Origin of the sequence: Agrobacterium sp. LR_9 (assembly GCF_041954855.1) — a bacterium.
GTDB classification, from domain to species: Bacteria; Pseudomonadota; Alphaproteobacteria; order Rhizobiales; family Rhizobiaceae; genus Agrobacterium; species Agrobacterium leguminum.
Map to the genome: position 1 here is coordinate 24,864 of NZ_JAVAYA010000007.1, position 24,516 is coordinate 49,379.

Sequence of the window (24,516 nt, forward strand, 5' to 3'; positions counted from 1 at the left end):
CGATGAGCGAGGCGGGAAAGCTCACCCATATCGATGCCGGCGGCGAAGCGCATATGGTCGATGTCGGCGACAAGGCCGAGACCGTCCGTGTTGCCGTCGCCGAAGGTTTCGTGAAGATGAAGCCGGAAACGCTGGCGCTCATCCGCGAGGGCAACGCCAAGAAGGGCGATGTCATCGGCACTGCACGCCTCGCCGGCATCATGGCCGCCAAGCAGACGGCAAATCTCATCCCGCTCTGCCATCCGCTGATGCTGACCAAGGTGGCGGTGGATATAACCGAAGACGCCGCCCTGCCCGGTCTGCGGGTCGAAGCGCTGGTGAAACTGTCTGGCAAGACCGGCGTGGAGATGGAAGCGCTGACCGCCGTATCCATCGCCTGCCTGACGATCTATGACATGGCCAAGGCCGCCGACAAGGCGATGGAAATCGTCAATATCCGCCTTCTCGAAAAGAGCGGCGGCAAATCCGGCGATTTCCGGCGACAGGAGACGTGAATGAAACCGCTGCTGCCCGTGGATGAGGCCATAAGACGCCTTCTGGAGGCAGCGGTTCCGGTGACCGAAAGCGAAACCCTGCCGCTTACCGAATGCGATGGCCGGGTTCTTTCGGCCGATCTCAGTGCACGCCTCACCCAGCCCCCCTTCGATGCCTCGGCCATGGACGGTTATGCGCTGCGCAGCGCCGATGCGGCGGAGATCGGCTCGGTCCTCACCGTCATCGGTCAGGCCGCCGCCGGCCATGCTTTTACCGGCACGGTGGGTGAAGGCCAGGCCGTGCGCATCTTCACCGGCGCGCCCGTGCCGCAGGGTGCGGACACCGTTCTCATTCAGGAAGATGCCGAAGTGCTGGAGGGCGGAAAAATACGCACCGCCTTCGATGTCACCGCCGGGCGACATATCCGCCCGCGCGGACAGGATTTTACCGAAGGCGAAGCGGCCCTGAAGGCCGGGCGGGAACTCGGTTTCACCGACCTGACGCTCGCCGCGGCGATGAACCATGCCGCGCTCACCGTCTATCGCAGGCCGCGCATCGCCATCCTCGCCACCGGCGATGAGTTGCTGCCGCCGGGAAGCGCGCCGCAGCCCGCGCAGATCATCGCCTCCAACACCTTCGGCGTCGCAGCCCTCGCCCGGCAGGCGGGTGCCGAGGTTCTCGATCTCGGTATCATTGCCGATGATGACAGGCTGATCCGCGCCGCCATCGGCAAGGCGGTCGCGGCGAAGGTCGATGTGCTTGTGACGCTCGGCGGCGCCTCCGTCGGCGACCACGACCTCGTGCAGGCAGCCTTGAAGGCAGAAGGCATGCAGCTCGATTTCTGGCGCATCGCCATGCGTCCGGGGAAACCGCTGATGGTCGGGTCCATCGGCGCCATGCAGGTTCTGGGCCTGCCCGGAAATCCGGTTGCCAGCCTCGTCTGCGGCCTGCTGTTCCTCGAACCGCTGCTCCGCAGCATCGCCCGCCGCGCGCCGCTGCAACGCACGACGACCGCCCGCACCGCCACGCCGTTGAAAGCGAATGATCACCGGCAGGATTATCTGCGCGCCCGTTTCAGCACGGACGAAAACGGCCTGCTGGTGGCGGATGCCCATGCGAAGCAGGATTCATCGATGATGAAGATATTGGCCCATTCCGACGGCTTGATCGTGCGCCCGCCAAACGCGCCGGCGGCGGCGGCCGGGGCGGAATGCCCGGTTATCAGGCTGAGATCCTGACACGCAGGCGATACGGCCAAACTTGGGCCGGCAGCATAACTGAGCTCTTCCTGAACCTTACCGAACGGTTGCCGCGCCGTCACTAAACGGCACGGCCGCGTGCCGCATGGCACGGGAACGGAAGATAAGACTGTAACGTTCCTGTATCCCGACACGAATGATAAAAAAAACCGCCTATAGGCGGGATTTCCACGAATTCAAAAACCACCATGGCTTTCCGCCGCGGAATTATTTCTACATATTGTTGTGCCAAAATAAATCACACGAATCCCGTTATTGGGATTGACAGAATAAATGCGATGCTGTCACCAAGGCGGATAGTAGAGGGAAAAAATTCCGGAATTCTTCAGAATGAAAATTACTTATATTTATCAATTAAATAAGATAAAAAGTGACGAAAATGAAGTTTCCGGGCACAAAAATTAGTTTCCCTTAAATTAAGCTTTCCAAAACGACCTTCATAATAATAATCATAGTCGATAAGCAGACTCACTGGAGTTTCTTGATGAACACGGCATCCACGCCCAAAACCACGGGGCCCGACATTGCCGGGCAGATTGCCTATGCCATGCGGAGCATGGGTGTTTCGCCGATCCCGCGTAACTACAGCCTCTTTTACGAAGCCTATATCGGTTCGAACCCTGCCCTGACGAAGGATCTGGCCGCGCTTGGAAACCGGGTCACGCAGGAGGATCTGGACGAGCTGTCCTTACGTTACGGGGAAGGCAATCCCGCCCGGTCCATCGACGATGCCCATGAGAAGCTCAGACGCGAACTGGAGGGCCTTCTGGGCACGCTGAGGCGCGAACAATCCTCCATCGAGAACTACAACAGGATTCTCGGCGAAACGCGTCAGCGCATCGACGACAAGAATGCCGCCAGCAGCAATATTCTGAGGAATGCGATTTCGCTGCTGGCCGAGGCCACCGGCTCGAAGATCATCGACGGCGAAAAGACCTTCAACGATGTCAACCGCCATGCCGAGGAAATGCATCAGGTGCGTCTGGAGCTGGATGAGTACAAGCGCATCGCCAATACGGATTCGCTGACGCGCCTGTCCAATCGGCGCGCCTTCGACGACCGGCTGGCATCCATCTATGACAGCTCCATCGGCCTGCAATATACCACGCTCGTCCTGCTCGATATCGATCATTTCAAGCGGATCAACGACACTTTCGGCCATCCGGTCGGCGACAAGATTCTCGCCACCGTCGCCTCGGTCATCCGCGCCAATGTCCGCAAGGATGGTTTTGTCGCCAGAAGCGGCGGCGAGGAATTCGCCATCATTCTGGACGGCAATACGCCGGAAGAGGTGATGGTGATGTGCGAGCGCATCCGCCTGTCGCTGGAAAGCACGCCCTTCCGCAATTCGAGATCGGGCGCCGACTACGGCACGGTGACGATCTCCCTCGGTTTCGCTTCCGCCGCACAGGCCACCAACCCGAGCGAACTTTACGGCCATGCCGACACCGCGCTCTACCATGCCAAGGAAACCGGCCGGAACCGCTCCGTCTATTACGAGGACGGCATGCAGAAGAATTATACCGGCAAGAACTGGCTGATTTATCGGACGTGAGGATGGTGGTGTGTGCACCACTATCTCCTCCGTCATGCCGGACTAGATCCGGCATCCAGTCACGGCGCGTCTGCGCCGTGAGAAAAGCCTCTTGCGATCAAGGACTTGATCGCGCTAGACCCCGGATCCAGTCCGGGGTGACGGAGTGAGACGCTCCGCTTTCGCCAATGGCGTAAGCCTTGCGAGGATTGCCTCAACGGCCCGATGGTCGCGTCGTTACTGCACCTCACCACATGGTCTTCGCCGCCCGCGCCGCCCATTCCCGGTCATAGGTCTCCTGATCGAATTCCGCCTTGGCCGCCTTGAGCAGAAGACCGGGTGTCGGAAGCGAGGCCGGGTCGACGAAATTATCGGGGTTCCATAGTTCCGAGCGCATCAGCGCCCGGGCGCACTGGAAATAGACTTCATCGATTGTCACCACGATGACGGTGCGCGGATGTTTGCCGTCCATCTCGAAGCTTTCCAGCAGGTCGAGATCGACGGAGACCACAGCACGGCCGTTGATGCGCATCGTCGTATTCGAGCCGGGTACCAGGAACATCAACGCCACGCGCGGATCGCGCACGATGTTCAGAAGCGAATCCACACGGTTGTTGCCGCGCCAGTCTGGCAGAAGCACGGTCCTCTCATCGGCCACCCGGACCACGCCGCCCTTGTCGCCGCGCGGCGAACAGTCCATGCCTTCCGGCCCGACCGTCGCCAGCGCCAGGAACGGCGAAGTCTCGATCATCAGCCGGTATTCGGCCGTCAGCGTGCCTGTCACCTTGGCGATCGATGCCTCGCTCGTGCTGTCATAGATGGCCTTCAATTCCTCAACCGTGCGAATGATCGTCATGTCCTATCCCTGCCAATTCCCTCTGTCGCCGCCGAAAGACCGGGGCGTCCTATTCCTCTGCCGCTTCCGCCTTTTCCCGCTCGGCCCGCTCGCGCGCGGTGCGGGCGGCAACAAGGTCGGCCGGCTGGGCATTGCCACGGATCAGCGAACGGCCGGCATAGATGCCGCCGACGACTTCCATGGCGAAACGTTCCTCGTCGCGGTCGCGGAATTCTTCCACCAGACGCGCGGCGTCTTCCCGCTCCTCACCCATGGCGCCAAGCACTTCCTCGCTGAAATTCAGCGCCGATTCCAGCGTCTCACGAATCTGGTAATCGACGCCAGCCTTCAGCAGATCGATGGCATGGCCGCGGTCGTAAGCACGGGCAAGAACGGGCACCAGCGGGAATTCGTGCTTGACGATTTCCGCGATCCTGACGGCCGCCTCCTTGTCGTCGACGCAGATAAGCACGGCACGCGCCGTGCTCGCCCCGGCAGCATGCAGGATTTCCGCCCGCGAACCGTCGCCATAATAGACCTTGAAACCGAATTCCGCCGCATCGCGCACGAAGTCCGCATCCTTGTCGATCAGCGACAGCGTATAGCCCCGCGCCAGAAGCGGCTGGCTGACGATCTGGCCGAAACGCCCGAAGCCGATGAGGAGAATGCTGCCCTCGACATTTTCAGGCAGGTCGAGATCGTCGGTATTGGGAACCGCCGCCGGCACCAGCCGGTCATGCAGGATGACCATTAGCGGCGTCAGCACCATGGAGATGATGATGGTCGCCGTCAGTATGGCGTTCGCCTCCCGGTCGAGAATGCCGGCGCTGACGGCGGCAGAATAGAGCACGAAGGCGAATTCGCCGCCCTGCGCCATCAGCACCGCCCGTTCCAGGCTTTCGCGCCGGGTGGTGCCGAGCGCCCGCGCCACGCCATAGATCAGGAAGGCCTTGAGCAGCATGTAGCCTGCGACGCTGATGACCACGAGCTGCCAGTTGGAGGCGATGACGGCAAGATCGATCGCCATGCCGACGCCCAGGAAAAACAGACCGAGCAGAATGCCGCGAAACGGCTCGATATCCGCCTCCAGCTGATGGCGGAAGGAGGATTCCGACAACAGCACGCCGGCGAGAAAGGCGCCCATGGCCATGGAAAGGCCGCTGACCTGCATCAGAAGCGCCGAACCCAGCACCACCAGCAGCGCCGCGGCCGTCATCACCTCCCGCGCGCCGGAAGCCGCTAGCAGGCGAAAGAACGGGTTGAGAAGATAACGCCCGGCAAGGATAAGCGCACCGACGGCGGCAAGCGCGATGCCGACGGAAGCCCAGCGTTCCGACGCCGTGACATGTTCGCCGCCCGAACCGAGGAAAGCGACAAGCGCCAGCAGCGGCACGATGGCCAGATCCTCGAACAGCAGGATGGCGATGATGCGCTGGCCTTTCAGGCTCGACATGCTGTTGCGCTCCTGCAGCATCTGCATGACGATCGCCGTCGATGTCAGCACGAAACCGGTACCGGCGACGAAGGACATGATCACGGGAAAGCCGAGACCGACACCGATCAATGTCAGGCCCGCCATGCAGACCAGCACCTGCAGCGCCCCCAGCCCGAAAATATCCTGCCGCATCGACCACAGCCGCGACGGCTGCATTTCAAGGCCGATGATGAACAGGAACATCACCACGCCGAGTTCCGCTATATGCAGAATGGCCTGCGAATCGGAGAAAAAACCGAGACCGTAAGGCCCGATCACCAGGCCGGCGGCCAGATAGCCGAGCACCGAACCGAGGCCGATGCGCTTGAAGATCGGCGCGGCGACAACGCCTGCCGCCAGCAACACGACCACCTGGGCCAGATCATTTCCGTTCGCTTCTACAGCCACACGCCACCCCGTTTAAATAGTGAGACAAGAGCTTTGCCCTCGTCCGATTATCGGCAACGCGCAAGAACATTTCCTCCGTCATGCCGGACTTGATCCGGCATCCAGCCACGGCGCGTCTGCGCCGTGAAAGGACTCTCCCGCGATCAAGGGCTTGATCGCGCTGGACCCCGGATCAAGTCCGGGGTGACGAAGCGCGGATGCAACAACGTTGCCAAACGCACCAGTTCTTCAACCCCTTGCCATCATTCTCACGAGGGCGTCTCCCTCGGTGTTTTCTCTACCGGTATCGCGGTTCCCTGCTCAAGCCCTTTTCGGCGAGCTGCCGCTCATAATCCGCAAACAGCGCGTCCCCGGTCTCACCCAGTTCCTTCAGATATTTCCAGGTGTAGATGCCGCTATCGTGGCCATCGTCGAAAACGATGCGAACCGCATAATTGCCGGTGGCGACCATGGAACGGATGGTAACATCGCGTTTGCCGGGCACTGTGACCTTTTGTCCCGGCCCATGGCCCTGCACCTCGGCCGAGGGCGAAAGCACGCGCAGCATCTCGGCCTGAAGGCGGTAAACGCTTCCATCATCGAAGGAAACGGTCAGTTCGCGCCGGTCTTTCGACACAAGCAGCTCGGTCGGCCAGGCATAGCTCATTTTTCACTTCCGCAAGCTCGTCATATGCGTCAGAATTACGGACTTGCCTCACGATAGGCAAGCCACTACATCAGCTAATAGAGCACACATTTGGCGTGTGTGCCCGGCGCAAGGCGCATTGAGGATGGAGACGTGAACGGTTTCTCCGGCTCGCTTGAAAAAGCGAAAACCCTGACGGAAAACAGCACACCGATGGTGGACCCTTTCGGCCGCGCCATCACCTATCTGCGCGTTTCCGTCACCGACCGCTGCGATTTCCGCTGCACCTATTGCATGTCCGAACACATGACCTTCCTGCCGAAGAAGGACCTTCTGACACTCGAAGAACTCGACCGGCTCTGTTCCGTCTTCATAACGCGCGGCGTGCGCAAGCTGAGGCTGACCGGCGGCGAGCCGCTGGTGCGCAAGAACATCATGTCGCTGGTGAGGAACCTCGGCCGCCACATTGAAACCGGTATGCTGGAAGAGCTGACGCTGACGACAAACGGCTCACAGCTGGCCAAATTCGCCGTCGAGCTTGCCGATTGCGGCGTGCGCCGCATCAACGTGTCGCTCGATACGCTCGACCGCGACAAATTCCGCCACATCACCCGCTGGGGCGATCTCGACCGTGTCATGGAGGGGCTCGACGCCGCCCAGGCCGCGGGCATCAAGGTCAAGCTCAACGCGGTGGCGCTGAAGGACTTCAACGACGCCGAGATTCCCGACCTCATGCGTTTCGCCCATGGTCGCGGCATGCACCTGACCGTGATCGAAACCATGCCGATGGGTGAGATCGAGGAAGACCGGACCGACCGCTACCTGCCGCTTTCGCAGTTGCGCGCCGATCTGGAAAAGAGCTTCACGCTCATCGACAGCGATTACCAGACCGGCGGCCCCGCCCGTTACGTCACGGTGAAGGAAACCGGAGGCCGGCTCGGCTTCATCACGCCGATGACGCATAATTTCTGCGAAAGCTGCAACCGCGTCCGCCTCACCTGCACCGGCACGCTTTATATGTGCCTGGGCCAGGATGACGCCGCCGATCTGCGCACCGCGCTGCGCGCCTCCGACAGCGACGCCTATCTTTCCAGCGCCATTGATGAAGCCCTTCTGCGCAAGCCGAAGGGGCATGATTTCATCATCGACCGCACCCACAACCGGCCTGCCGTCTCCCGCCATATGAGCGTGACCGGCGGCTGAGCGACGGCTGAAACTGTTTCTCGTCCACCCACCCATATAAACGGTTGAAATGCCGGCTGTGCCGTGCCACGTCTCTTTACATGGAGGAATGCGCGGTCACGCCGGAAAGGCGGCCCAAACCGCCCCGAAAGGGCGGCCGGGAAAACCGCGCATGGTCTGGGATATTTTGGAATGGCATTGACGGACAATACGCGCGGCGCCCTATTCATGGCGCTCGCCATGGCAAGCTTCACGGCCAATGACGCCCTGACGAAATCCGTCACCCCCTATATCAACACCGGCCAGATTATGTTCGTCCGCGGCATCATGACGGTGGTGCTGATCTATATCGCCGCCCGCCATTTCGGCGCGCTTCGGCCGCTGAAAACCCTCCTGCGCCCCATCATCATCCTGCGCTGTCTCTGCGAGGTGACTGCGGCCGTGCTCTATCTGACGGCGCTCGGCCTTATCGAATTTTCCAATGCCTCGGCCATATTGCAGTCCCTGCCCCTGGTGGTGACGCTGGGTGCGGCGCTGTTTCTGCGTGAGCCCGTGGGCTGGCGGCGCTGGGTGGCGATCATCGTCGGCTTTATCGGCGTGCTCGTTATCATCAGGCCCGGCCCGGAAGGCTTCACGCCGGGTGCGCTTCTGGTCGTCGCATCGCTCGCCGTCACCGCTGCGCGCGATCTGCTGACCCGGAAAATGTATGCCGATGTGCCCTCCCTCGCCATCACCGTCATCACCGCCTTCGTCAACATGGCGGTGGGCGGCCTGCTGATCGTGCCCTTCGGCGGCTGGCAACCGATGAACTTCATGATCGTATCGCATCTGGCGGCTTCGGCCATTCTGGTGCTGGTCGGCTATCAGGCGATCATACTGTCGATGCGATCAGGCGAAATCTCCTTCGTCGCGCCGTTCCGTTATACCGGTCTGCTCTGGGGTTTCATGATCGGCGTGTTCTTCTTCAACGAAAAGATCGACAATTACACCATCGTCGGCGCCATGATCGTCATCGGCTCCGGCCTTTATACCTTCTACCGCGAAAGCCTGCGCAAGCGCTCGCAGATGGCCAAGCGCGCAGCCGCCACACCCACCGCCGCAACCACGGTACGGCCGGCTTCCGTAACGAAAGCTGCCGTTACGGAAGAGGCGGGAGAATGACATGAACAGCGGCCGTTTTCTGGACAGGACCACCCCGCCCCACATCATCACGCTGGTCGTCATCGCCGGCGTCGCGGCGCTGTGCATGAATGTGTTCCTGCCCTCGCTTGCGGCCATGGCGGTTTATTTCGAGACCGACTACGCGGTGATGCAATTTGCCGTTTCGGGTTATCTTGCCGCCACCGCCTGCCTGCAACTCATCATCGGCCCGCTTTCCGATCTCTTCGGACGCCGCCCGGTCATGCTGGCCAGCATCGCCATCATGATCGTCGCAACGCTCGTCTGCATGCTCGCGCCCAATATCACCGTCTTCATGATCGGGCGCGTCGCGCAGGCGGCCGTCGTTTCCGGCTTCGTGCTGGCGCGCGCCATCGTGCGCGACATGGTGCCGATGGAACAGGCGGCCTCGATGATCGGTTACGTGACCATGGGCATGTCCGTGGTGCCGATGGTGGGGCCGACGGTTGGCGGCCTGCTTAACGACATTTCCGGCTGGCAATCGAGCTTCGCCCTCCTCTCCCTGCTCGGCGTTGGTATTCTGGTGCTCGCCTGGTTCGATCTCGGCGAAACCAACCACAATAAATCGGCGAGCTTTTCGCAGCAGTTTCACGCCTGGCCGGAACTGCTGTGCTCGCCGCTGTTCTGGGGTTACGCGCTGACCTCGACCTTCTCATCGGGCATGTTCTTCTCCTTCCTCGGCGGTGCGCCCTTTGTCGGCAGCGTGCTTTACGGGCTTGCGCCGGCCATGCTCGGCCTGCAATTCTTCTTCATGGCCAGCGGTTACATGCTCGGCAACTTCATCTCCGGCCGTTATGCGAGCGAAATCGGCATTACCCGCATGATGCTGTCGGGCAATGTCATCGCCATTGCGGGCATCGCCACGACCATGGTGCTCATCTCCGCCGGGGCGGAAAGCGCCTATGCGTTTTTCGTGCCGCTCGCCTTGATCGGTGTCGGTAACGGCGTGACACTGCCAAGCGCCAATGCCGGCATGGTCAGCGTCCAGCCGCATCTGGCCGGTTCCGCCTCCGGCCTCGGCGGCGCGATGACCATCGGCGGCGGCGCCGCCCTCTCGGTGCTCGCCTCCTCGGTCCTGTCCAGAGAGGACGGAACCTGGCCGCTTCTTCTGGTGATGCTGGCGACCGGCCTTGTCGCCCTCCTCACCACCTATGTCGTAAGGCTGCAGGAAAAGCGGGAATGACGGCCCCTTTCGAAATACCCGGTCTCGTGCTCGCCGGCGGGCTTTCGCGGCGCATGGGCAGCAACAAGGCGATGGTGCAATTGGGCAATGCGCCCCTCATCTCGCATGTCATCAGCCGCATCACGCCGCAGGTCTCAGATGTCACCATCAACGCAGCCAATGGCTGGGCGGAGAGTTTCGGCCTGCCGCTGCTGCCCGATACGCTGAACGGCCATGCCGGGCCGCTCGCGGGTATTCTGGCCGGCATGCGCCATTTCCAGCACCGCGGGGATGCGGCGAGCCACTTTTTGACGGCGCCCGCCGACAGCCCGTTTTTCCCGGACGATCTCGTGGCGCGGCTTTGCGAACACCTGTCGGACAATGCAATCGTCATCGCCGCCTCCAGCGGCCAGCTTCACCCGGTTTTTGCGCTGTGGCCGCTGGCGCTGGCCGACGATCTCGAGGCGTGGCTGAAGAACGATGCGAACCGGCGCATCCGCGCCTATCTCGCCCGCCATGTCACCCTCGGCGTGGCCTTCCCGCCGCTGGAAACGGCAAAGGGCAGCCTTGATCCGTTCTTCAACATCAACACGCCGGATGAACTGGCGCTGGCGCGCAGCTATCTGGAGAACCTGCAATCATGACAGCACAAAAGGTCTTCGGCATCGCCGGCTGGAAGAACTCGGGCAAGACCGGCCTTGCGGTCCGTATCGTCACCGAGCTGACGGCGCGCGGCTACCGCGTCTCCACCATCAAGCACGCCCATCATGATTTCGATATCGACAAGGTCGGCGCGGATAGCTGGCGTCACCGGCAGGCCGGCGCACATGAAGTTACCATCGTTTCCGGCACCCGCTTCGCCATCATGCATGAATTGCGCGGCGAACCGGAACCCTCCTTCGAGGATATTCTCGCCCGCCTCGCCCCCTGCGATCTGGTGCTGATCGAAGGCTACAAATACGAGCCCGTGCCGAAGATCGAAGCACGCCGGCTGGAGGCCGCCAAGACCGAACCGCTTGCGCCGCTCGATCCGCATATCGTCGCCATTGCCGCCGACCATGCGGTGACAGACACGGCGCTGCCGGTTTTCGATCTCGACGATACCGGCGCCATTGCCGATTTCATCGAGAGGACGGTGGGACTGGTGAGGGCATAAACAGGCGTCAGAACGGAGCGGCGTCGGCGCCCAGGCCGCCTCCCCACTTCCGTCATACCGGCCCTGAGCCGGTATCCAGCCAGCCCAAGTCCTTGGGCTGAAAGGAGTCCTTCTTTCCGCGCCGACGCGCGCTGGATGCCGGATCAGGTCCGGCATGACGGAGGAGATGTGCCATGAAGCCGAAACCCACAACGCCTGCCGCAACGACGACGCAATCTCCCGTGATCCCCCACCCCAAAAATGAAAAAGCCGGGCTCTTCACCCGGCTTCATCATTCCTTGAGACGCAATACCTATTCAAGGAAACTGGAGGGGTTCACCGGCGTCGCATCCTTGCGAACTTCGAAGTGAACCTGCGGACGCTTGGCGCTGCCGGTCATGCCCGATGTGGCGATGGTCTGGCCGCGCTGGACCTTCTGTCCGCGCTGCACGTCGAGATTGGCGGCGTTGCCGTAAACGGTGACCTTGCCGTCGTCATGGCGGACGAGAACCGTGTTGCCGAGCTGCTTCAGGCCGTTGCCCGCATAGATGACCACGCCGTTTTCAGCGGCCTTGATCGGCGTGCCTTCCGGAACGGAGATGTTGATGCCATCGTTGCGGCTGCCTTCGACATTATCGCCGAAATTGTTGATGACCGCGCCGCGAACCGGCCAGCGATATTTGCCGATGCCCGTGGATTCAGGTGCGACGGAGGCCATGTCGGCCTTTTTCTCGATGTCGCTGACACTGGCGGTGGCCGGTGTGGCAGGTGCAGTCGGAGCCGCGGCAGCAGCCGGTGCCTTGTAGGGCTCAGGCTTGGCGGATGCGGTTTCGACCGGCTTGGCCGCTTCCTTGGCGGGAACGGAAGCCGTCTTGATGGCATCCGTCGAAGCGCCAGGCATGTTGAGCGTCTGGCCGACGCGGATGCTTTCGTTGCTGAGACCGTTTGCCGCCTTGAGGGCAGAGACCGACACGCCGTTTTCGCGGGCAATCTTCGCCAGGCTATCGCCCGGCTGAACCTTGTGGCCGCCGGTGGGCGGCAGCGGCTTGCCGCCGGGAGGCGTCAGCTTGCCGGTTTCGGAGGAAACCTTGTCACGGGCGGCGGCCTGCGACGGCAGCACGGCCACGTTCCCCTCGGGGCTACGCAGCGGTGTCGGCTGGTCGCCATTGCGGTTGAGAGCGATATCGCCGGCCGCGTCCTTGGCGGCATTGCGGACCTGACCGAACTTCGGAATGAGGATCGACTGGCCGGCCTGCGCGGCGGAAGCGGTCTTCAGACCGTTGACGCGCAGCAGTTCCTTTTCCGGAACGCCGTAGCGGTTGGAGAGGGTCGCGATGCTTTCGCCGGGACGCAGGGTCACGGAGGAAGCGCCATCGGTGTGCCAGCCGTTCTTGTCGGAACGAACGGTTGCGGTGGTCAGATTGTCGGTGACGGGAGCGGCAGCCTGCCGGGCGGGCGCTGCAAGAGACGGTGCGGCCTTGGGCTGAGCGGACGGGAAAGGCTGGGCCATGGCTTCGTTGTGGGTCGACGGATCGCGGCTTGCCACCGCCGTCGGCGCCGACAGCTCGGAACGCTGCACCGGAGAGGCCGAAGCCGAGCGGGCCGTGGAAGGCTGAACGCCGCCATAACCACCCGATTGCGGATAGGAATTGCCCGCCATGTTCTGGTTGGCATAGCCACCCTGCGGCGCGGCAGAGGCGTAACCGCCATTCATGTCGCCCTGCGGAACCGGGGCCTGCCCGTAAGCACCGCCGCCCTGACGGGCAGGAATTGACGCCGTGGTCATCTGATCCGGTCCACTGGAAAAGAGGCCGCTGAACCGCGTTGCATCCGAGCTACAGCCCGTTGCGACGCTTGCCAGCAATGCCGCTGCGAACATTTTTGCGACTGATTTTCCGATTTTAGACGAATGTCTCATACGCATGACTCGATCTACACTGACGCCAACCCGCCGCATCGAGACCGATCCGGCACAAATTTCACTTCTTGCAAGGCCCATTTCCCGAGGTGGGGAAAACCATGCGTCGATGTTTATGATTAAAGCGCGTTAGTGTTACCACGCCGTTAAAACGTTAAGCCGTTCAGCGCTTTTTTGACACTTCGATAACCATGACGAAAACCGGATGCGTCATGTTGATACAATAATGATATTAAAAATCAGATAGTTGCGGCAATTCAGAACATTAGGAGACAAAAATAGAATGTCTCCAAAATTTTCATTTTGTCACAAATGACGCGCAATATGAGTGCTGAGCGGCAGGTAAGGCGCCTCGAACAGCTCTTCCTTCTCGAAGCGGCTGCCAGTCTTGGAGAAGCGCGTCATCACGCAACGCTCGTCTTCGAGAATGATCGGCGCGATCATCATGCCGCCCGAAACGATCTGCTCGGCAAAGAAGCGGGGCATGGTGGTGAAGGCGGCGGTGGAAACGATTCGGTCGAAGGTGCCCTCGCCCACCAGGCCGTTGCTGCCATCCGCCTGACGGATGACAACGTTGCGGATGGAGAGATCGTCGAGACAGTTCTGCGCCTGCTGCACCAGCGTCTTGTAACGCTCCAGCGAAAAGACCCGCTCTACCCGGCGAGCGATGATCGCGGTCATGAAACCGCTGCCCGTGCCGATTTCCAGCACGCGCTGACCGGGTTTCAGTTGCAGCCGGGCAAGGATTTTCACCGCCATGTCGGCGCCTTCCATGAAGGCGCCGCAGTCGATGGGAATCGTGCGGCTGGAATAGGCGTCCGCCGCAAATTGCGGCGGCACGAATTTGGAGCGCGGCGTCTGCTCGACCGCCGTCAGAAGGTCGAGATCGGAAATTCCCTCGCCCCTTAAGCGGAGAACGAGAGCGGCAAAACCTTCCTTTTCGACCATTGCGGATTTCAATCGGCTACTCCGAATCCAAGTGCTTGCGCAACCCGATCCTTCACCGTGTAGTCCGTCAGGTCAAGCTTAAGCGGTGTGACGGAAATCTTGCCATGTTTCAAAGCGTGGATATCGGTGCCTTCGCGGAAGGTGCCGAGACGCTCGCCGAAGCGCAGCCAGTAATAGGGAAAACCGCGGCCATCCTGACGCTCTTCCACCGTCAGGCCGAAATCGAGCTTGCCCTGTCCGGTCACGGAAACGCCCTGCACATCCTTGGGCGCGCAATTGGGGAAATTCAGATTGAGGAAGGTGCCATCGGGCAGTTCCACATTCATCAGCTTGCGCAAGAGGTCCGGCGCATAGGTCTCGGCGACTTCCCATGGCACGACGCGGCCGTCGACGTGGCTAAAGGCCTGGCTGAGCGCAAAGGAGCGCACGCCCTGCAGCGTGCCTTCGATGGCGCCGGCAATGGTGCCGGAATAGGTCACGTCATCGGCCATATTGGCGCCGGCATTGACGCCGGAGAGCACGAGATCGGGCTTTTCCGGCAGGACTTCGCGAATGCCCATGATGACGCAATCGGTCGGCGTGCCGCGCAGCGCGAAATGCTTGTCGGAAACTTTTCGCAGACGTAGCGGTTCGGACAGGGTGAGCGAGTGCGCGAGACCGCTCTGGTCGGTCTCCGGTGCGACGATCCAGACATCGTCGGACAGCGTGCGGGCGATACGCTCCAGCACGGCCAGACCTTCGGCGTGGATACCGTCGTCATTGGTCAGCAAAATCCGCATGTTTCTCTCTCCGCTTCTCATGTCTTCAGTGACGGAGCATCCTCTCCTCCGGCGGTGAAGTGTGCAGTTCACTCAACGTCATCCTCGGGCCTGTCCCGAGGATCTAATCACGTCCAAATAAATTGATAGGTTGCAGATCCTCGGGACAGGCCCGAGGATGACGGTCGGAGTAAATGGCAGACTCTCCTTCCAATAGCACGATGCCGCGCTCTCTTAAGCCGCCTTCTCGATGCGCTTCAGACCGCCCATATAGGGCAGCAGCACGTCTGGAATTGTGACGGAACCGTCCTCGTTCAGATAATTTTCGAGAACCGCGATCAGGCAGCGGCCGACAGCCGTGCCGGAGCCGTTCAGCGTGTGCACGAACTTCGTCGCCTTGTCGTCCTTGCCGCGATAACGCGCATTCATGCGCCGCGCCTGGAAATCGCCGCAGACCGAGCAGGACGAAATTTCGCGATAGGTGTTTTGGCCAGGCAGCCACACTTCCAGATCGTAGGTCTTGCGGGCGCTGAAGCCCATGTCGCCGGTGCAGAGCGTCATGGTGCGGAAATGCAGGCCAAGGCGCTTCAGCACTTCCTCGGCGCAGGCCGTCATGCGCTCATGTTCGGCAACGGCGCTTTCCGCATCGGTAATGGAGACGAGCTCGCATTTCCAGAACTGGTGCTGGCGCAGCATGCCGCGCGTGTCGCGGCCGGCCGAGCCCGCTTCCGAACGGAAGGACGGCGTCAGCGCCGTGAAGCGCAGCGGCAGCTTCTCCTGATCGAGAATTTCGCCTGAGACGAGATTGGTCAGCGTCACTTCCGCCGTCGGGATCAGCCAGCGGCCATCCGTGGTCCTGAACAGGTCCTCGGTGAACTTCGGCAATTGGCCGGTGCCGAACATCGCCTCGTCGCGCACCATCAGCGGCGAGGACACTTCGGTATAACCGTGTTCGCCCGTGTGCAGGTCGATCATGAACTGGCCGAGCGCCCGTTCCAGACGCGCAAGCTGGCTGGTCAGCACGGTGAAGCGCGAGCCGGAAAGCTTGGCGGCGCGCTCGAAATCCATATAGCCGAGCGCTTCGCCGATATCGAAGTGTTCCCTGGCCTCGTGGTTCCATCCGGGCTTCTGGCCGACCACGCGGGCCACCACATTGTCATGCTCGTCATTGCCGTCGGGCACGTCGTCAAAGGGCATGTTGGGCAGGCGCGACAGGGCATCGTTGAGCTCGGCGGTGACCTGACGGTCCTCCTCCTCCGCGCGCGGCATGTTGTCCTTGAGATCGGCGACTTCGGCTTTAAGCGTTTCTGCAAGCTCCATGTTCTTCTGCGCCATGGCGGCGCCGATTTCCTTGGAGGCGGCGTTGCGGCGCGACTGCATATCCTGCAGGGACTGGATGACGGAACGGCGCTTTTCATCGAGCGCGATCAGGCCGCTGGCGGCGGGCTCAGCACCTCGGCGCGCAAGCGCCGCATCGAAAGCTTCGGGGTTTTCGCGTATCCATTTAATGTCGTGCATCGTCGTTCCAGACCGTTGTTGCATCGTCGCGTTTTACAGCAAAACGCCGGGCATAAGCCCGGCGCGAGGAAATGTCGTGAGCGGCGAGACCTTCAAGAATGTCAGGTCTCCTCCAGCTCCGTGCTTGCGGATTCTGCCGCACGTTTCCTCTCCACGAGTCGAGCCATGTAGATGGAAATCTCGTAGAGAATGATCGCAGGCAGCGCAAGACCGATCTGGGACATGGGATCCGGCGGCGTCAGCACGGCGGCGACCACGAAGGCGAGGACGATCGCGAACTTGCGCTTTTCCCGCAGCCAGTCGCTGGTCAAAAGCCCAACGCGCGCCAGAAGCGTGGTGACGACAGGCAACTGGAATACCAGACCGAAGGAGAGAACCAGCGTCATGATGAGGCTCAGATATTCCGATACCTTCGGCATCAGCGAAATCGCCACCTCGCCGTCCTCGGGCAATTGCTGCATGGCGAGGAAGAACCACATGACCATGGGCGTGAAGAAGAAATAGACGAGCGCCGCACCGATGAGGAAAAGGATCGGCGAAGCGATGAGGAACGGCAGGAAGGCTGCCCGTTCGTTCTTATAGAGACCGGGCGCCACGAATTTATAGAGCTGCGAGGCGACCACCGGAAACGAGATCACCATCGCGCCGAACATGGCGACCTTGATCTGCGTGAAGAAGAATTCCTGCGGCGCGGTGTAGATCAGCGACGATTTCGTGACATCGAGGCCCGCCCACAGAACCGCCCATTTGTAAGGAATGACGAGCAGGTTGAACAGGTGCTTGGCAACGGCGAAACAGGCGATGAAGGCGACGAAGAACGCGCCGAGCGCCCAGATCAGCCGCGTGCGCAACTCCATGAGATGCTCGATAAGCGGCTGCGGCTTGTCCTCGATATCCCCGCTCATGCTTCATCCTTTTTGGGCTTTGCGGCCTTGGTTTTTGCCGTTTTCGCCGGCTTGGTCTCGGCCACGACCGCCTTGTCTACGGCCGACTTCCTGACGGCAGCCTTTTTGGCGACGGCCTTCACGGTGGGATTGGAAACGGCGGGCTCACCGGTTTTCGCGGCAGTTTTAACGACCGGGGCGGTTTCGGGCGTTGCCGCCGCGGCCTTGCTGCGGGCGGCGCGTTTGGGCTTGGCGGCAACCGCTTCGGCCTCCACGGTCGCAATCGATTTCGCCCGCGCGCGCCTCGGCTTCTCCTCCGCAGCGACGGCTGCGGCGACCGGCGCGGCGGATGCGGCGACAACAGGCGGCGCATACGGCAGCTTCATCTCCGGCTCGGGCACGCTCACCAGCGGCGCAACCGGCTCGCTTGTGACGGGCGCTTGGGTGGAAGACAGGCCGTCCGGCGGGGTGGTCGCCTTCTGCAGATCGGACTTGATCTCATTGCCAAGCTGGCGAAGCGGGTTCATCGCATCGCGCAGCGAATTGGTGGGGTTGAGATTGCGGACATCGGAGATGGTCTGGCGCACATCGTCCATGTCGGCCTCTTTGAGGGCCTCGTCGAACTGGGTGCGGAAATCCCCCGCCATCTTGCGAAGGCCGGCCATCGTCTTGCCGAAAGCGCGGATCATGGGCGGCAAGTCCTTCGGCCCGACGACCACGATCAACACGACCGCAATCACCAGAAGCTCGCTCCAGCCGATATCTAACATCAATATGCTCCCGAGACCCTAGCGCATCGGCCCCAAAAATCGGAATCGATTTTCGACCGGAACGATGCGCAACATACAAGTGGTAGAGCGTTCTTGTGCGTCCGAAAGAACGCACGGCGCTCTAGCGCCAGTCCCACACCAAGCGGCGACAGGCCGCTTACTTGATCTCGTCAGCCTTGTGGTCGACGGTCTTCGTGTTGGCATCGGCCGGCGGCGGCGTCTGGTCTTCGTCAGCCATGCCCTTCTTGAAGCTCTTGATGCCCTTTGCGACATCGCCCATCAATTCCGGGATCTTGCCGCGTCCGAAGAGGACGAGAACGATCACCAGCACGATGAGCCAATGCCACACACTAAAAGAACCCATAACTGAAACTCCTGAATTTCGCTTTCAGACGATGTAAGACGTTTGAAAGGCTTTTTCAAACGACAAATCGTCGCTTCAACAGCGAGTGCGCATAAAGTTTTCGTGGCCCCGCCAACAGGATGGCGATATCAGTCGTCGCCATCACCGCCGCCCGGCGCAAGCAGGCCCAGTTCCTCGAGATCGAGCTGCGTGATCGGGTCTTCGTCCTCACGCAATTCGTCGCTCATCATCGGCAGAGGAACGCCGAAATTGGAGGGAATACGGCCCGAAAGCAGCCCTGCCCCCTTCAGCTCCTCGAGGCCCGGCAGATCGCGCAATTCTTCAAGGCCGAAATGGTCGAGAAACTCAACCGTGGTGCCGATCGTCACCGGCCTGCCGGGGGTACGCCTGCGGCCACGGAACCTGACCCAGCCCGCCTCCATCAGCACGTCAAGCGTGCCGCGCGAGGTCTGAACGCCGCGGATTTCCTCGATTTCGGCGCGTGTCACCGGTTGATGATATGCGATAATCGCCAGAACTTCCAGCGCCGCGCGCGACAGCTTCTTCGGCTCCTTTTCCTCGGCGCGGATGACGAAGGAAAGATCGCCGGCGGTGCGGAAGGCCCATTGCCCGCCCACCTGCACGAGATTGACGCCCCGCTCCGCATAAAGAACCTTGAGATGCTGCAGAATGGCGACGACATCTATGCCGCGCGGCAGGCGCTCGGCGATGAAGGCCACGGAAACCGGCTCGGACGAGGCAAAGACCAGGGCCTCGGCGATCCGCTCGGCCTCCTTCAACTGGCGCTCGGAAAATACCGTGGGCTTGGGCTCGGCCCCGTCGGCCGCGATGGTGACCTCGGCGGTTTCATCGTCATTCATCATTGTCAGTCCTTTCGGCATTCACCGCACGGTCGTCTCGTCCACCCTTACGCATATAAATGGGCTGGAAAGCGCCCTCCTGCTGGATTTGCAGCGAGCCCTCGCGCACCAGCTCCAGCGACGCGGCAAAGGCGCTGGCTATTGCCGTCACCCGCATGGCGGGATCAGGCACATATTGCAGCAGATATTGATCGAGCACGGTCCATTCTCCGACATCGCCGAGGAGATGGGTCAGAAGCTCACGCGCCTCGACAAGCGACCAGACCTGCCGCTTTTCAATCGTGACCTGGGTAATCGCCTGCCGCTGCCGCAGATTGGCATAGGCGCTCAGGAGATCGTAGAGGTTCGCCTCATAGGCCGAGCGGTTGATATGGGGAATATGCTCCGGCGCGCCACGGGCAAAAACATCGCGGCCGAGCTGGGCGCGGTTGACGAGGCGTTCCGCCGCCTCGCGCATCGCCTCCAGGCGTTTCAGCCGGAACGCCAGCGTCGCGGCCATTTCCTCGCCCGAGGGACCGTCATCCTTCGATTGCTGCGGAATGAGGAGCTTGGATTTGAGAAAGGCGAGCCACGCCGCCATGACGAGATAATCGGCCGCAAGCTCAATGCGCACACGGCGCGCGCTTTCCACGAATTGCAGATATTGTTCGGCAAGCGCCAGCACAGAAATGCGTGACAGATCGACCTTCTGCGTGCGGGCAAGATGCAGCAGCAGATCGAGCGGGCCTTCGAAACCCGCGACATCGATGACCAGCCCGGCCTCGCCCGTCAACCGCTCCGGCGTCACATCCTGCCAGAGCTTGTCCATCGGTGTCGAATTGCGAGACTTGTCTGCGGCCATTGTTCCATCCGCCGGGCGTCCGGCCTGTCGTCCCGAGTAACGGGCCGCCGCCCGACTGTCAGGAAACGGCCCACATGGCGTTGAATTCGGCTCTCAGCTCCGCTTCATCGGAAGGGTCCGCAACGGGGAAACCCGCTTCCACGGCCTGCACCCGTTCCAGCGAACGGCCGGAAAGAACGGGAACCTCCTTCACGACCTGAAGCATTTCACCCATCACACCGTTGCAATGCAAGACTATATCGCAGCCGCCCGCAACAATATTCGCAGCTCTTTCACCGAGCGTGCCCTTCAGCGCATTCATGGAACTGTCGTCGGACATCAGCAGGCCGTCAAATCCGATCCGGCCGCGAATGATTTCCTCGATCACCTTCGGCGAGGTCGTCGCCGGCCGTTCGCGGTCGACGGCGTTGAATACCAGATGCGCGCTCATCGCCATCAATTCGCGGTTCAGCGCCCGGAACGGCACGAAATCATGCGCGTCCAGCTCATCGAGCGGCACATCGACGACCGGCAGTTCATGGTGCGAATCCACCATGCCACGGCCATGGCCCGGCATATGTTTCATGACAGGCAGCATGCCGCCCGCCTTCAGCCCATCGGCCGCCGCCTGCCCCATCTCGGCCACCATTGTCGGCGTGTAGCCATAAGCGCGATTACCGATGACATTGCTGGCGCCTTCCACCGGCACATCGAGCACCGGCAGGCAATCGACATTGATGCCGAATTTCATGAGGTCGAAAGCATGCAGGCGCGACATCAACCAGGCAGCACGCAGACCCGCCCCCCGGTCGCGCTCATAGATTTCGCCGAGAATGCGGGCGTTCGGATAGGCCTGCAGGATCGGCGGCTTGATACGCTGCACGCGTCCGCCCTCCTGATCGATAAGAACCGGCGCATCTGGCCGCCCGACGGCATCGCGCATGGCGGCGACGAGATCGGTGATCTGCTGCGGCTCGCCAATATTGCGCCCGAACAGGATGAAGCCCCAGGGCTGCTCATCGCGGTAAAGGGCAATCTCGTCGGCAGTCAGCGAAAGCCCGCTGCATCCGAGGATCATAGCTTTGCAATCGGTCATGGTGTCACGCTCGCAGGAAATGGAATGGGAAATGGCCTTGTACCGAAAGGCGTGGGGAGGAGTGTCAAACTCTCCGCCGTCATGCTCGGGCCTGTCCCGAGCATCTGCAACCGACCGGCTGGCGAAACGTTGCAGATCCTCGGCACAAGGCCGAGGATGACGTCGCGTGTGGGGAAAACCCTTCCCCACCCAAAGAAGGGTTGCCTTAGACGGCAACCCCAATCTTACAAGCCCTATTGGCCTCTATCACCGCGCCACGAGGCAGCTACCGCCGGCCGAGCGGAACTTTTCGCACAGCGCCACGGCTTCGTTCTTGTCGCCCGCCGGGATGCGGACGCGGTAGAACGTGCCCTTGCCGGCGATTTCGGCGGCCTTGATGTCGACGCCGCGTCCACCGATGACCGAGCCGAACTTGGCCGACATGTTCTGGTAGGACTTCTGGGCTTCCGCCTGGCTCGGCAGCGAGGCGATCTGGATGTAGTAACCACCGGCGGAAGGCGTGCTGGTGGCCGCAGGCGTTGCGGCTGCCGTCTGCTGCTGCGCGGCCTGCTGCTGCGCAGGAGCAGTTGCCGCCGGGCGGACATTGCCCTGGTTGGTCACCGTTGCCACCACATTGGCGGGCTGCGAGGACGGACGCGCCGCAGGAAGCGGTGCTGCCGACTGCGCTGCCGGCTTGGCGGCGGCGGCAGGCGTATTTGCCTGGGGCTGAGCCTGTTCCGGCGCAACCGGAACCCGCGATGCGGCGATGACGGCGGGAGCGCCCTCACCCGGCTTTGCGGTCTGCGGTGCTGCAAGCTCCTCGACCTTGTCGGCCTTCGGCGGCTGGGCTGCCGGCACCTCGACTTCCTGGGCAACCAGCGTGCCGTCAGGCTTGACGATCATGGTGCGGACCTTGCGCGGCGAAACGCCGGTTGCAGCCGAACCTTCGGTCTGTGCGGCCTTTTCTTCCGGCGAAAGCAGGCGCGGATCTTCCGTTTCACCAACCGGCGTGCCGGCGGCTTCCATATCCGCGTCGTTTTCGCCTTCAAGCGGCAATTGTTCGGGGATCAGCGTACGCTGAACCACATCCACCGGCTGCTCGTTGCTGGAAATCAGTGCCGGCTGCTTCGGATCGGCAGCGCTGCCGCCCGCCACGCGGTCATAAACCGCCTTGTCCTGGTTCGGCACAACGCGACCGCCCGGATTTTCCGGAACGACCTTCATCGGATCGTTATCGGCGGAGATGATGACCGGCGCGCCATTGGAACCGGTGCTGGACGAACCGCCGGAGACCAGCGCGTAAACGCCGCCACCGATCAGCACCAGACCGATTGCAGCGGCAACCGGCATGATCCAGCGGCGACCGCCGCGTTCATCTTCCTCACGATAGGCCGCCTGATGGTCGACATAGGTGTTTTCGGCATCGCGCTGGGCGCTGCCACGGGAAGCCGCAGCCTCCTGCATGGAGCGGCGGAAATCCTCTTCCAGCGCCCGTTCGAATTCATCGGCCTCTTCCGGAGCCTGCGCGGGACGCGCCTGGGCGGCGCCACGGTTTTCCGCGTGCTTATGACGGTCGAGACCGCCGGCAACCGCAGGCGCAAACAGCGTCGCAAGCTCGGTATCGATATCGAGATCTTCCTCGTGGCGGCGCGCGGTCGGCTTGGGTTCGAAAACCCCGACCGGCAGTTCCGGCACGTCCATCTCGATGATGTTTTCCGGATGCTCTTCCGTCTCGCCGATCTGCGAAGGATCGAAAGGCAGGCTTTCCAGCGTCTGCGGCGCGGCTGGCTGCGGTGCTGCGGCGGCCGGACGCGGCTGAACCGCAGCAGCGGCCACGGGTGCGACAACGGCAACGGGAGCCGGGCGCGGCTGAGGTGCCGGCTGTTCCCTCACCGGCTGCGGCGCAACGGCAGCAGCGGCAACCGGAGCGGCTGGCGGCTGACGAACGGGCTGCGGTGCGGGCGCAGGCGCAACTTCCGCCTCGGCAATTTCAGACAGGTCCAGATCAAGATCGAGATCGTCGAGCGCAAGCTCGAAATCATCATCGTTGAAGCCGGCGAAATCCGTGAAATCAAGTTCTTCAGCGGGTGCTGCGGGCGCGGCAGCGACAATCGGCGCTGCCTTCACCGGCGCTGCGGCAACCACGGGCGGCTCTACCTTCGCGGCCTGCGCAGCGGGAACGTCCTGCACCAGCGGTGTTTCGCCGCGACCGGGAATGGAATATTTCGCGACGTCGTAAATCAGCTCGTCCATCGGCGAGAGATGTTTTGCTGCCGGCTTCCTGGCGGCCTCGAACGCCAGAGACTCTGCGGCAGGCGCAAAGGTCTCGGCGACCGGAGGCGTAAAGGACGGCGCGGTCTCTTCCGCCTGCACGACGGCAGGCGCGGCTTCGACCTGCGGCTCGATACGGGCTGCGGCAGGCTGCTGTTCGGAACGCGGCTCGACCCGCTTCGGATCGGCGGCCGAAACATCCCGGCGCGCGCCGAAGTTGGCGAGCGGCAGCCGCAGGCTGGAAAATTCCAGCGAAGAACGGCCGCCATGCGATGGCGGACGCACGGAAACCGGTGCGGGCGCCTCCTCGGCGACAGCTATTTCCACCTCATCGGCGAGATCGAAAGCCTGCGGCTCCGGCGCATAGGAATGAACATCGGCGTGAATGTTGCTCGAAACATCGGCCGGAAGCTCCGGCATCGTGTGCCATTCCGGCTCTACGGGTTCTGCGGCCTGCGGTTCTTCCCATGCCACCTGCTGGGCGACGGGCTGGTAAACCATCGGCTCGGCGGGACGCGACTGGCGCGAATGCACATCGAAAACTTCCGCCACCGCGGAGGCATCGTCGCGGAAATCCGCACGAATGTCCTGTGTGGTCGTTTCGACGTAGTTGTGAATATAGGCCTGATCGACTTCCGGAAGCGGCTCTTCCCTCACCTCCGGTGTGGATGCGGCCACCGGCGCGGGTTCATCCGCCGGCGCAAGCTCGGGCTCGCGGCGGGCGAAAACCGATTCGACACGCTGCATGAAATCTTTGGGGTGGATGCCCGCACGGACATCGTTTGCCGGATCAAGAACGACCGGATCGGCGTGCGGTGCGTCGTAAACCTCGAATTCCCTCAGAAGCTCATCTTCGAGATTGAATTCGGGTTCGCGGCGGGTCCCCGATGGCTGAGCCTCGGAACCCGCATGCGAAGGACGATCTTCGAAGCCGACGATACGCGCCAGTTCTGCCAGAGGATCGTTGTCAGCGAACCCTTCGGACCGGGCGTCCCGGTTATACGCGACATTTTTTTCGACCATTACGTGTTCCACCATCTACGCATTGCAGCTCTTGCCAGCG

Annotated in this window: 22 protein-coding genes; 8 read left to right on the plus strand and 14 right to left on the minus strand. The window is 61.9% G+C overall.

The window, feature by feature from the left end; translation table 11 throughout:
• The first annotated feature begins 2 nt into the window (after positions 1-2).
• The 3 genes from moaC (at position 3) to RAC79_RS10495 (ending at position 3,288) form a co-directional block, all read left to right on the plus strand.
• On the plus strand, positions 3-494 hold the full coding sequence (gene moaC / locus RAC79_RS10485) for a cyclic pyranopterin monophosphate synthase MoaC (protein ID WP_065655981.1): 492 nt from the start codon (positions 3-5) through the stop codon (positions 492-494).
• Positions 495-1,712, plus strand: a complete 1,218-nt coding sequence (gene glp / locus RAC79_RS10490; protein WP_174039216.1) for a gephyrin-like molybdotransferase Glp — start codon at positions 495-497, stop codon at positions 1,710-1,712.
• A gap of 505 nt (positions 1,713-2,217) precedes the next feature.
• Positions 2,218-3,288 (plus strand): GGDEF domain-containing protein, encoded by a 1,071-nt coding sequence (locus RAC79_RS10495; protein ID WP_065655983.1) that lies wholly within the window; start codon positions 2,218-2,220, stop codon positions 3,286-3,288.
• A gap of 226 nt (positions 3,289-3,514) precedes the next feature.
• Here RAC79_RS10495 and RAC79_RS10500 read toward each other — a convergent pair whose 3' ends face one another.
• From RAC79_RS10500 to RAC79_RS10510, 3 genes are all read right to left on the minus strand, one after another.
• The gene (locus RAC79_RS10500; RefSeq protein WP_174039217.1) at positions 3,515-4,123 is read right to left on the minus strand and encodes a pyridoxamine 5'-phosphate oxidase family protein; all 609 of its coding nucleotides are present in this window, start codon (positions 4,121-4,123) and stop codon (positions 3,515-3,517) included.
• Positions 4,124-4,172: 49 nt separating this feature from the next.
• Positions 4,173-5,984: a monovalent cation:proton antiporter-2 (CPA2) family protein gene (locus RAC79_RS10505; protein WP_078053073.1), complete on the minus strand. Its 1,812-nt coding sequence runs from the start codon at positions 5,982-5,984 to the stop codon at positions 4,173-4,175.
• Between the two features lie 277 nt (positions 5,985-6,261).
• Positions 6,262-6,630, minus strand: coding sequence for a gamma-butyrobetaine hydroxylase-like domain-containing protein (locus tag RAC79_RS10510; protein WP_142845147.1), 369 nt, complete (start codon positions 6,628-6,630; stop codon positions 6,262-6,264).
• 132 nt (positions 6,631-6,762) lie between these two features.
• Between RAC79_RS10510 and moaA the strand changes: the two genes are divergently transcribed.
• The 5 genes from moaA to mobB all read left to right on the plus strand — a co-directional run bounded on the left by moaA (position 6,763) and on the right by mobB (position 11,288).
• The gene (gene moaA, locus RAC79_RS10515) at positions 6,763-7,812 is read left to right on the plus strand and encodes a GTP 3',8-cyclase MoaA (RefSeq protein ID WP_142845146.1); all 1,050 of its coding nucleotides are present in this window, start codon (positions 6,763-6,765) and stop codon (positions 7,810-7,812) included.
• Positions 7,813-7,983: 171 nt separating this feature from the next.
• Positions 7,984-8,952, plus strand: coding sequence for a DMT family transporter (locus RAC79_RS10520; protein ID WP_142845145.1), 969 nt, complete (start codon positions 7,984-7,986; stop codon positions 8,950-8,952).
• 1 nt (position 8,953) lies between these two features.
• Positions 8,954-10,153: a multidrug effflux MFS transporter gene (locus RAC79_RS10525; protein ID WP_142845144.1), complete on the plus strand. Its 1,200-nt coding sequence runs from the start codon at positions 8,954-8,956 to the stop codon at positions 10,151-10,153.
• Entirely contained in the window at positions 10,150-10,776 is a 627-nt protein-coding gene (mobA, locus tag RAC79_RS10530; protein ID WP_142845143.1) for a molybdenum cofactor guanylyltransferase MobA, read from the plus strand. The genes RAC79_RS10525 and mobA overlap by 4 nt, the downstream gene beginning before the upstream one ends.
• Positions 10,773-11,288, plus strand: a complete 516-nt coding sequence (gene mobB / locus RAC79_RS10535; RefSeq protein ID WP_003522733.1) for a molybdopterin-guanine dinucleotide biosynthesis protein B — start codon at positions 10,773-10,775, stop codon at positions 11,286-11,288. Before mobA ends, mobB begins: the two co-directional genes overlap by 4 nt.
• A gap of 292 nt (positions 11,289-11,580) precedes the next feature.
• Here the strand turns inward: mobB and RAC79_RS10540 are convergent, their stop codons facing one another.
• The 11 genes from RAC79_RS10540 to RAC79_RS10590 all read right to left on the minus strand — a co-directional run bounded on the left by RAC79_RS10540 (position 11,581) and on the right by RAC79_RS10590 (position 24,476).
• Positions 11,581-13,146 carry a LysM peptidoglycan-binding domain-containing M23 family metallopeptidase gene (locus tag RAC79_RS10540; protein WP_174039219.1) on the minus strand — a complete coding sequence of 522 codons (1,566 nt, stop codon included), beginning with the start codon at positions 13,144-13,146 and terminating at the stop codon, positions 11,581-11,583.
• A 345-nt stretch (positions 13,147-13,491) separates the two neighbouring features.
• Entirely contained in the window at positions 13,492-14,145 is a 654-nt protein-coding gene (locus RAC79_RS10545) for a protein-L-isoaspartate(D-aspartate) O-methyltransferase (protein WP_003522731.1), read from the minus strand.
• Positions 14,142-14,912, minus strand: coding sequence for a 5'/3'-nucleotidase SurE (gene surE, locus RAC79_RS10550; RefSeq protein WP_065655992.1), 771 nt, complete (start codon positions 14,910-14,912; stop codon positions 14,142-14,144). The genes RAC79_RS10545 and surE overlap by 4 nt, the downstream gene beginning before the upstream one ends.
• Before the next feature lie 213 nt (positions 14,913-15,125).
• Complete coding sequence (gene serS / locus RAC79_RS10555; RefSeq protein WP_174039220.1) at positions 15,126-16,409, minus strand: serine--tRNA ligase; 1,284 nt, start codon at positions 16,407-16,409, stop codon at positions 15,126-15,128.
• Between the two features lie 101 nt (positions 16,410-16,510).
• Positions 16,511-17,314 carry a twin-arginine translocase subunit TatC gene (tatC, locus tag RAC79_RS10560; protein WP_065655994.1) on the minus strand — a complete coding sequence of 268 codons (804 nt, stop codon included), beginning with the start codon at positions 17,312-17,314 and terminating at the stop codon, positions 16,511-16,513.
• A complete protein-coding gene (gene tatB / locus RAC79_RS10565) occupies positions 17,311-18,063 on the minus strand; it encodes a Sec-independent protein translocase protein TatB (RefSeq protein WP_174039221.1) in 753 nt (250 codons plus the stop codon). Before tatB ends, tatC begins: the two co-directional genes overlap by 4 nt.
• Before the next feature lie 157 nt (positions 18,064-18,220).
• Positions 18,221-18,427, minus strand: coding sequence for a twin-arginine translocase TatA/TatE family subunit (locus tag RAC79_RS10570; RefSeq protein ID WP_003509722.1), 207 nt, complete (start codon positions 18,425-18,427; stop codon positions 18,221-18,223).
• A gap of 128 nt (positions 18,428-18,555) precedes the next feature.
• Complete coding sequence (scpB, locus tag RAC79_RS10575; RefSeq protein ID WP_174039222.1) at positions 18,556-19,290, minus strand: SMC-Scp complex subunit ScpB; 735 nt, start codon at positions 19,288-19,290, stop codon at positions 18,556-18,558.
• Positions 19,280-20,128, minus strand: coding sequence for a ScpA family protein (locus RAC79_RS10580; RefSeq protein WP_174039223.1), 849 nt, complete (start codon positions 20,126-20,128; stop codon positions 19,280-19,282). The genes scpB and RAC79_RS10580 overlap by 11 nt, the downstream gene beginning before the upstream one ends.
• A gap of 58 nt (positions 20,129-20,186) precedes the next feature.
• A complete protein-coding gene (nagZ, locus tag RAC79_RS10585; protein ID WP_065655997.1) occupies positions 20,187-21,203 on the minus strand; it encodes a beta-N-acetylhexosaminidase in 1,017 nt (338 codons plus the stop codon).
• A gap of 246 nt (positions 21,204-21,449) precedes the next feature.
• On the minus strand, positions 21,450-24,476 hold the full coding sequence (locus RAC79_RS10590) for an SPOR domain-containing protein (protein ID WP_174039224.1): 3,027 nt from the start codon (positions 24,474-24,476) through the stop codon (positions 21,450-21,452).
• Between the last annotated feature and the right edge of the window lie 40 nt (positions 24,477-24,516).

Bases quoted from the DNA above. Each gene is read 5' to 3' on its own strand.
- RAC79_RS10590 (WP_174039224.1), bottom strand. From the start codon at position 24,476: ATGGTCGAAAAAAATGTCGCGTATAACCGGGACGCCCGGTCCGAAGGG.
- RAC79_RS10540 (WP_174039219.1), bottom strand. From the start codon at position 13,146: ATGTTCGCAGCGGCATTGCTGGCAAGCGTCGCAACGGGCTGTAGCTCG.
- scpB (WP_174039222.1), bottom strand. From the start codon at position 19,290: ATGATGAATGACGATGAAACCGCCGAGGTCACCATCGCGGCCGACGGG.
- serS (WP_174039220.1), bottom strand. From the start codon at position 16,409: ATGCACGACATTAAATGGATACGCGAAAACCCCGAAGCTTTCGATGCG.
- glp (WP_174039216.1), top strand. From the start codon at position 495: ATGAAACCGCTGCTGCCCGTGGATGAGGCCATAAGACGCCTTCTGGAG.
- mobB (WP_003522733.1), top strand. From the start codon at position 10,773: ATGACAGCACAAAAGGTCTTCGGCATCGCCGGCTGGAAGAACTCGGGC.
- mobA (WP_142845143.1), top strand. From the start codon at position 10,150: ATGACGGCCCCTTTCGAAATACCCGGTCTCGTGCTCGCCGGCGGGCTT.
- RAC79_RS10525 (WP_142845144.1), top strand. From the start codon at position 8,954: ATGAACAGCGGCCGTTTTCTGGACAGGACCACCCCGCCCCACATCATC.
- RAC79_RS10580 (WP_174039223.1), bottom strand. From the start codon at position 20,128: ATGGCCGCAGACAAGTCTCGCAATTCGACACCGATGGACAAGCTCTGG.
- surE (WP_065655992.1), bottom strand. From the start codon at position 14,912: ATGCGGATTTTGCTGACCAATGACGACGGTATCCACGCCGAAGGTCTG.
- RAC79_RS10500 (WP_174039217.1), bottom strand. From the start codon at position 4,123: ATGACGATCATTCGCACGGTTGAGGAATTGAAGGCCATCTATGACAGC.
- RAC79_RS10520 (WP_142845145.1), top strand. From the start codon at position 7,984: ATGGCATTGACGGACAATACGCGCGGCGCCCTATTCATGGCGCTCGCC.
- moaC (WP_065655981.1), top strand. From the start codon at position 3: ATGAGCGAGGCGGGAAAGCTCACCCATATCGATGCCGGCGGCGAAGCG.
- nagZ (WP_065655997.1), bottom strand. From the start codon at position 21,203: ATGACCGATTGCAAAGCTATGATCCTCGGATGCAGCGGGCTTTCGCTG.
- tatC (WP_065655994.1), bottom strand. From the start codon at position 17,314: ATGAGCGGGGATATCGAGGACAAGCCGCAGCCGCTTATCGAGCATCTC.
- RAC79_RS10510 (WP_142845147.1), bottom strand. From the start codon at position 6,630: ATGAGCTATGCCTGGCCGACCGAGCTGCTTGTGTCGAAAGACCGGCGC.
- tatB (WP_174039221.1), bottom strand. From the start codon at position 18,063: ATGTTAGATATCGGCTGGAGCGAGCTTCTGGTGATTGCGGTCGTGTTG.
- RAC79_RS10570 (WP_003509722.1), bottom strand. From the start codon at position 18,427: ATGGGTTCTTTTAGTGTGTGGCATTGGCTCATCGTGCTGGTGATCGTT.
- RAC79_RS10495 (WP_065655983.1), top strand. From the start codon at position 2,218: ATGAACACGGCATCCACGCCCAAAACCACGGGGCCCGACATTGCCGGG.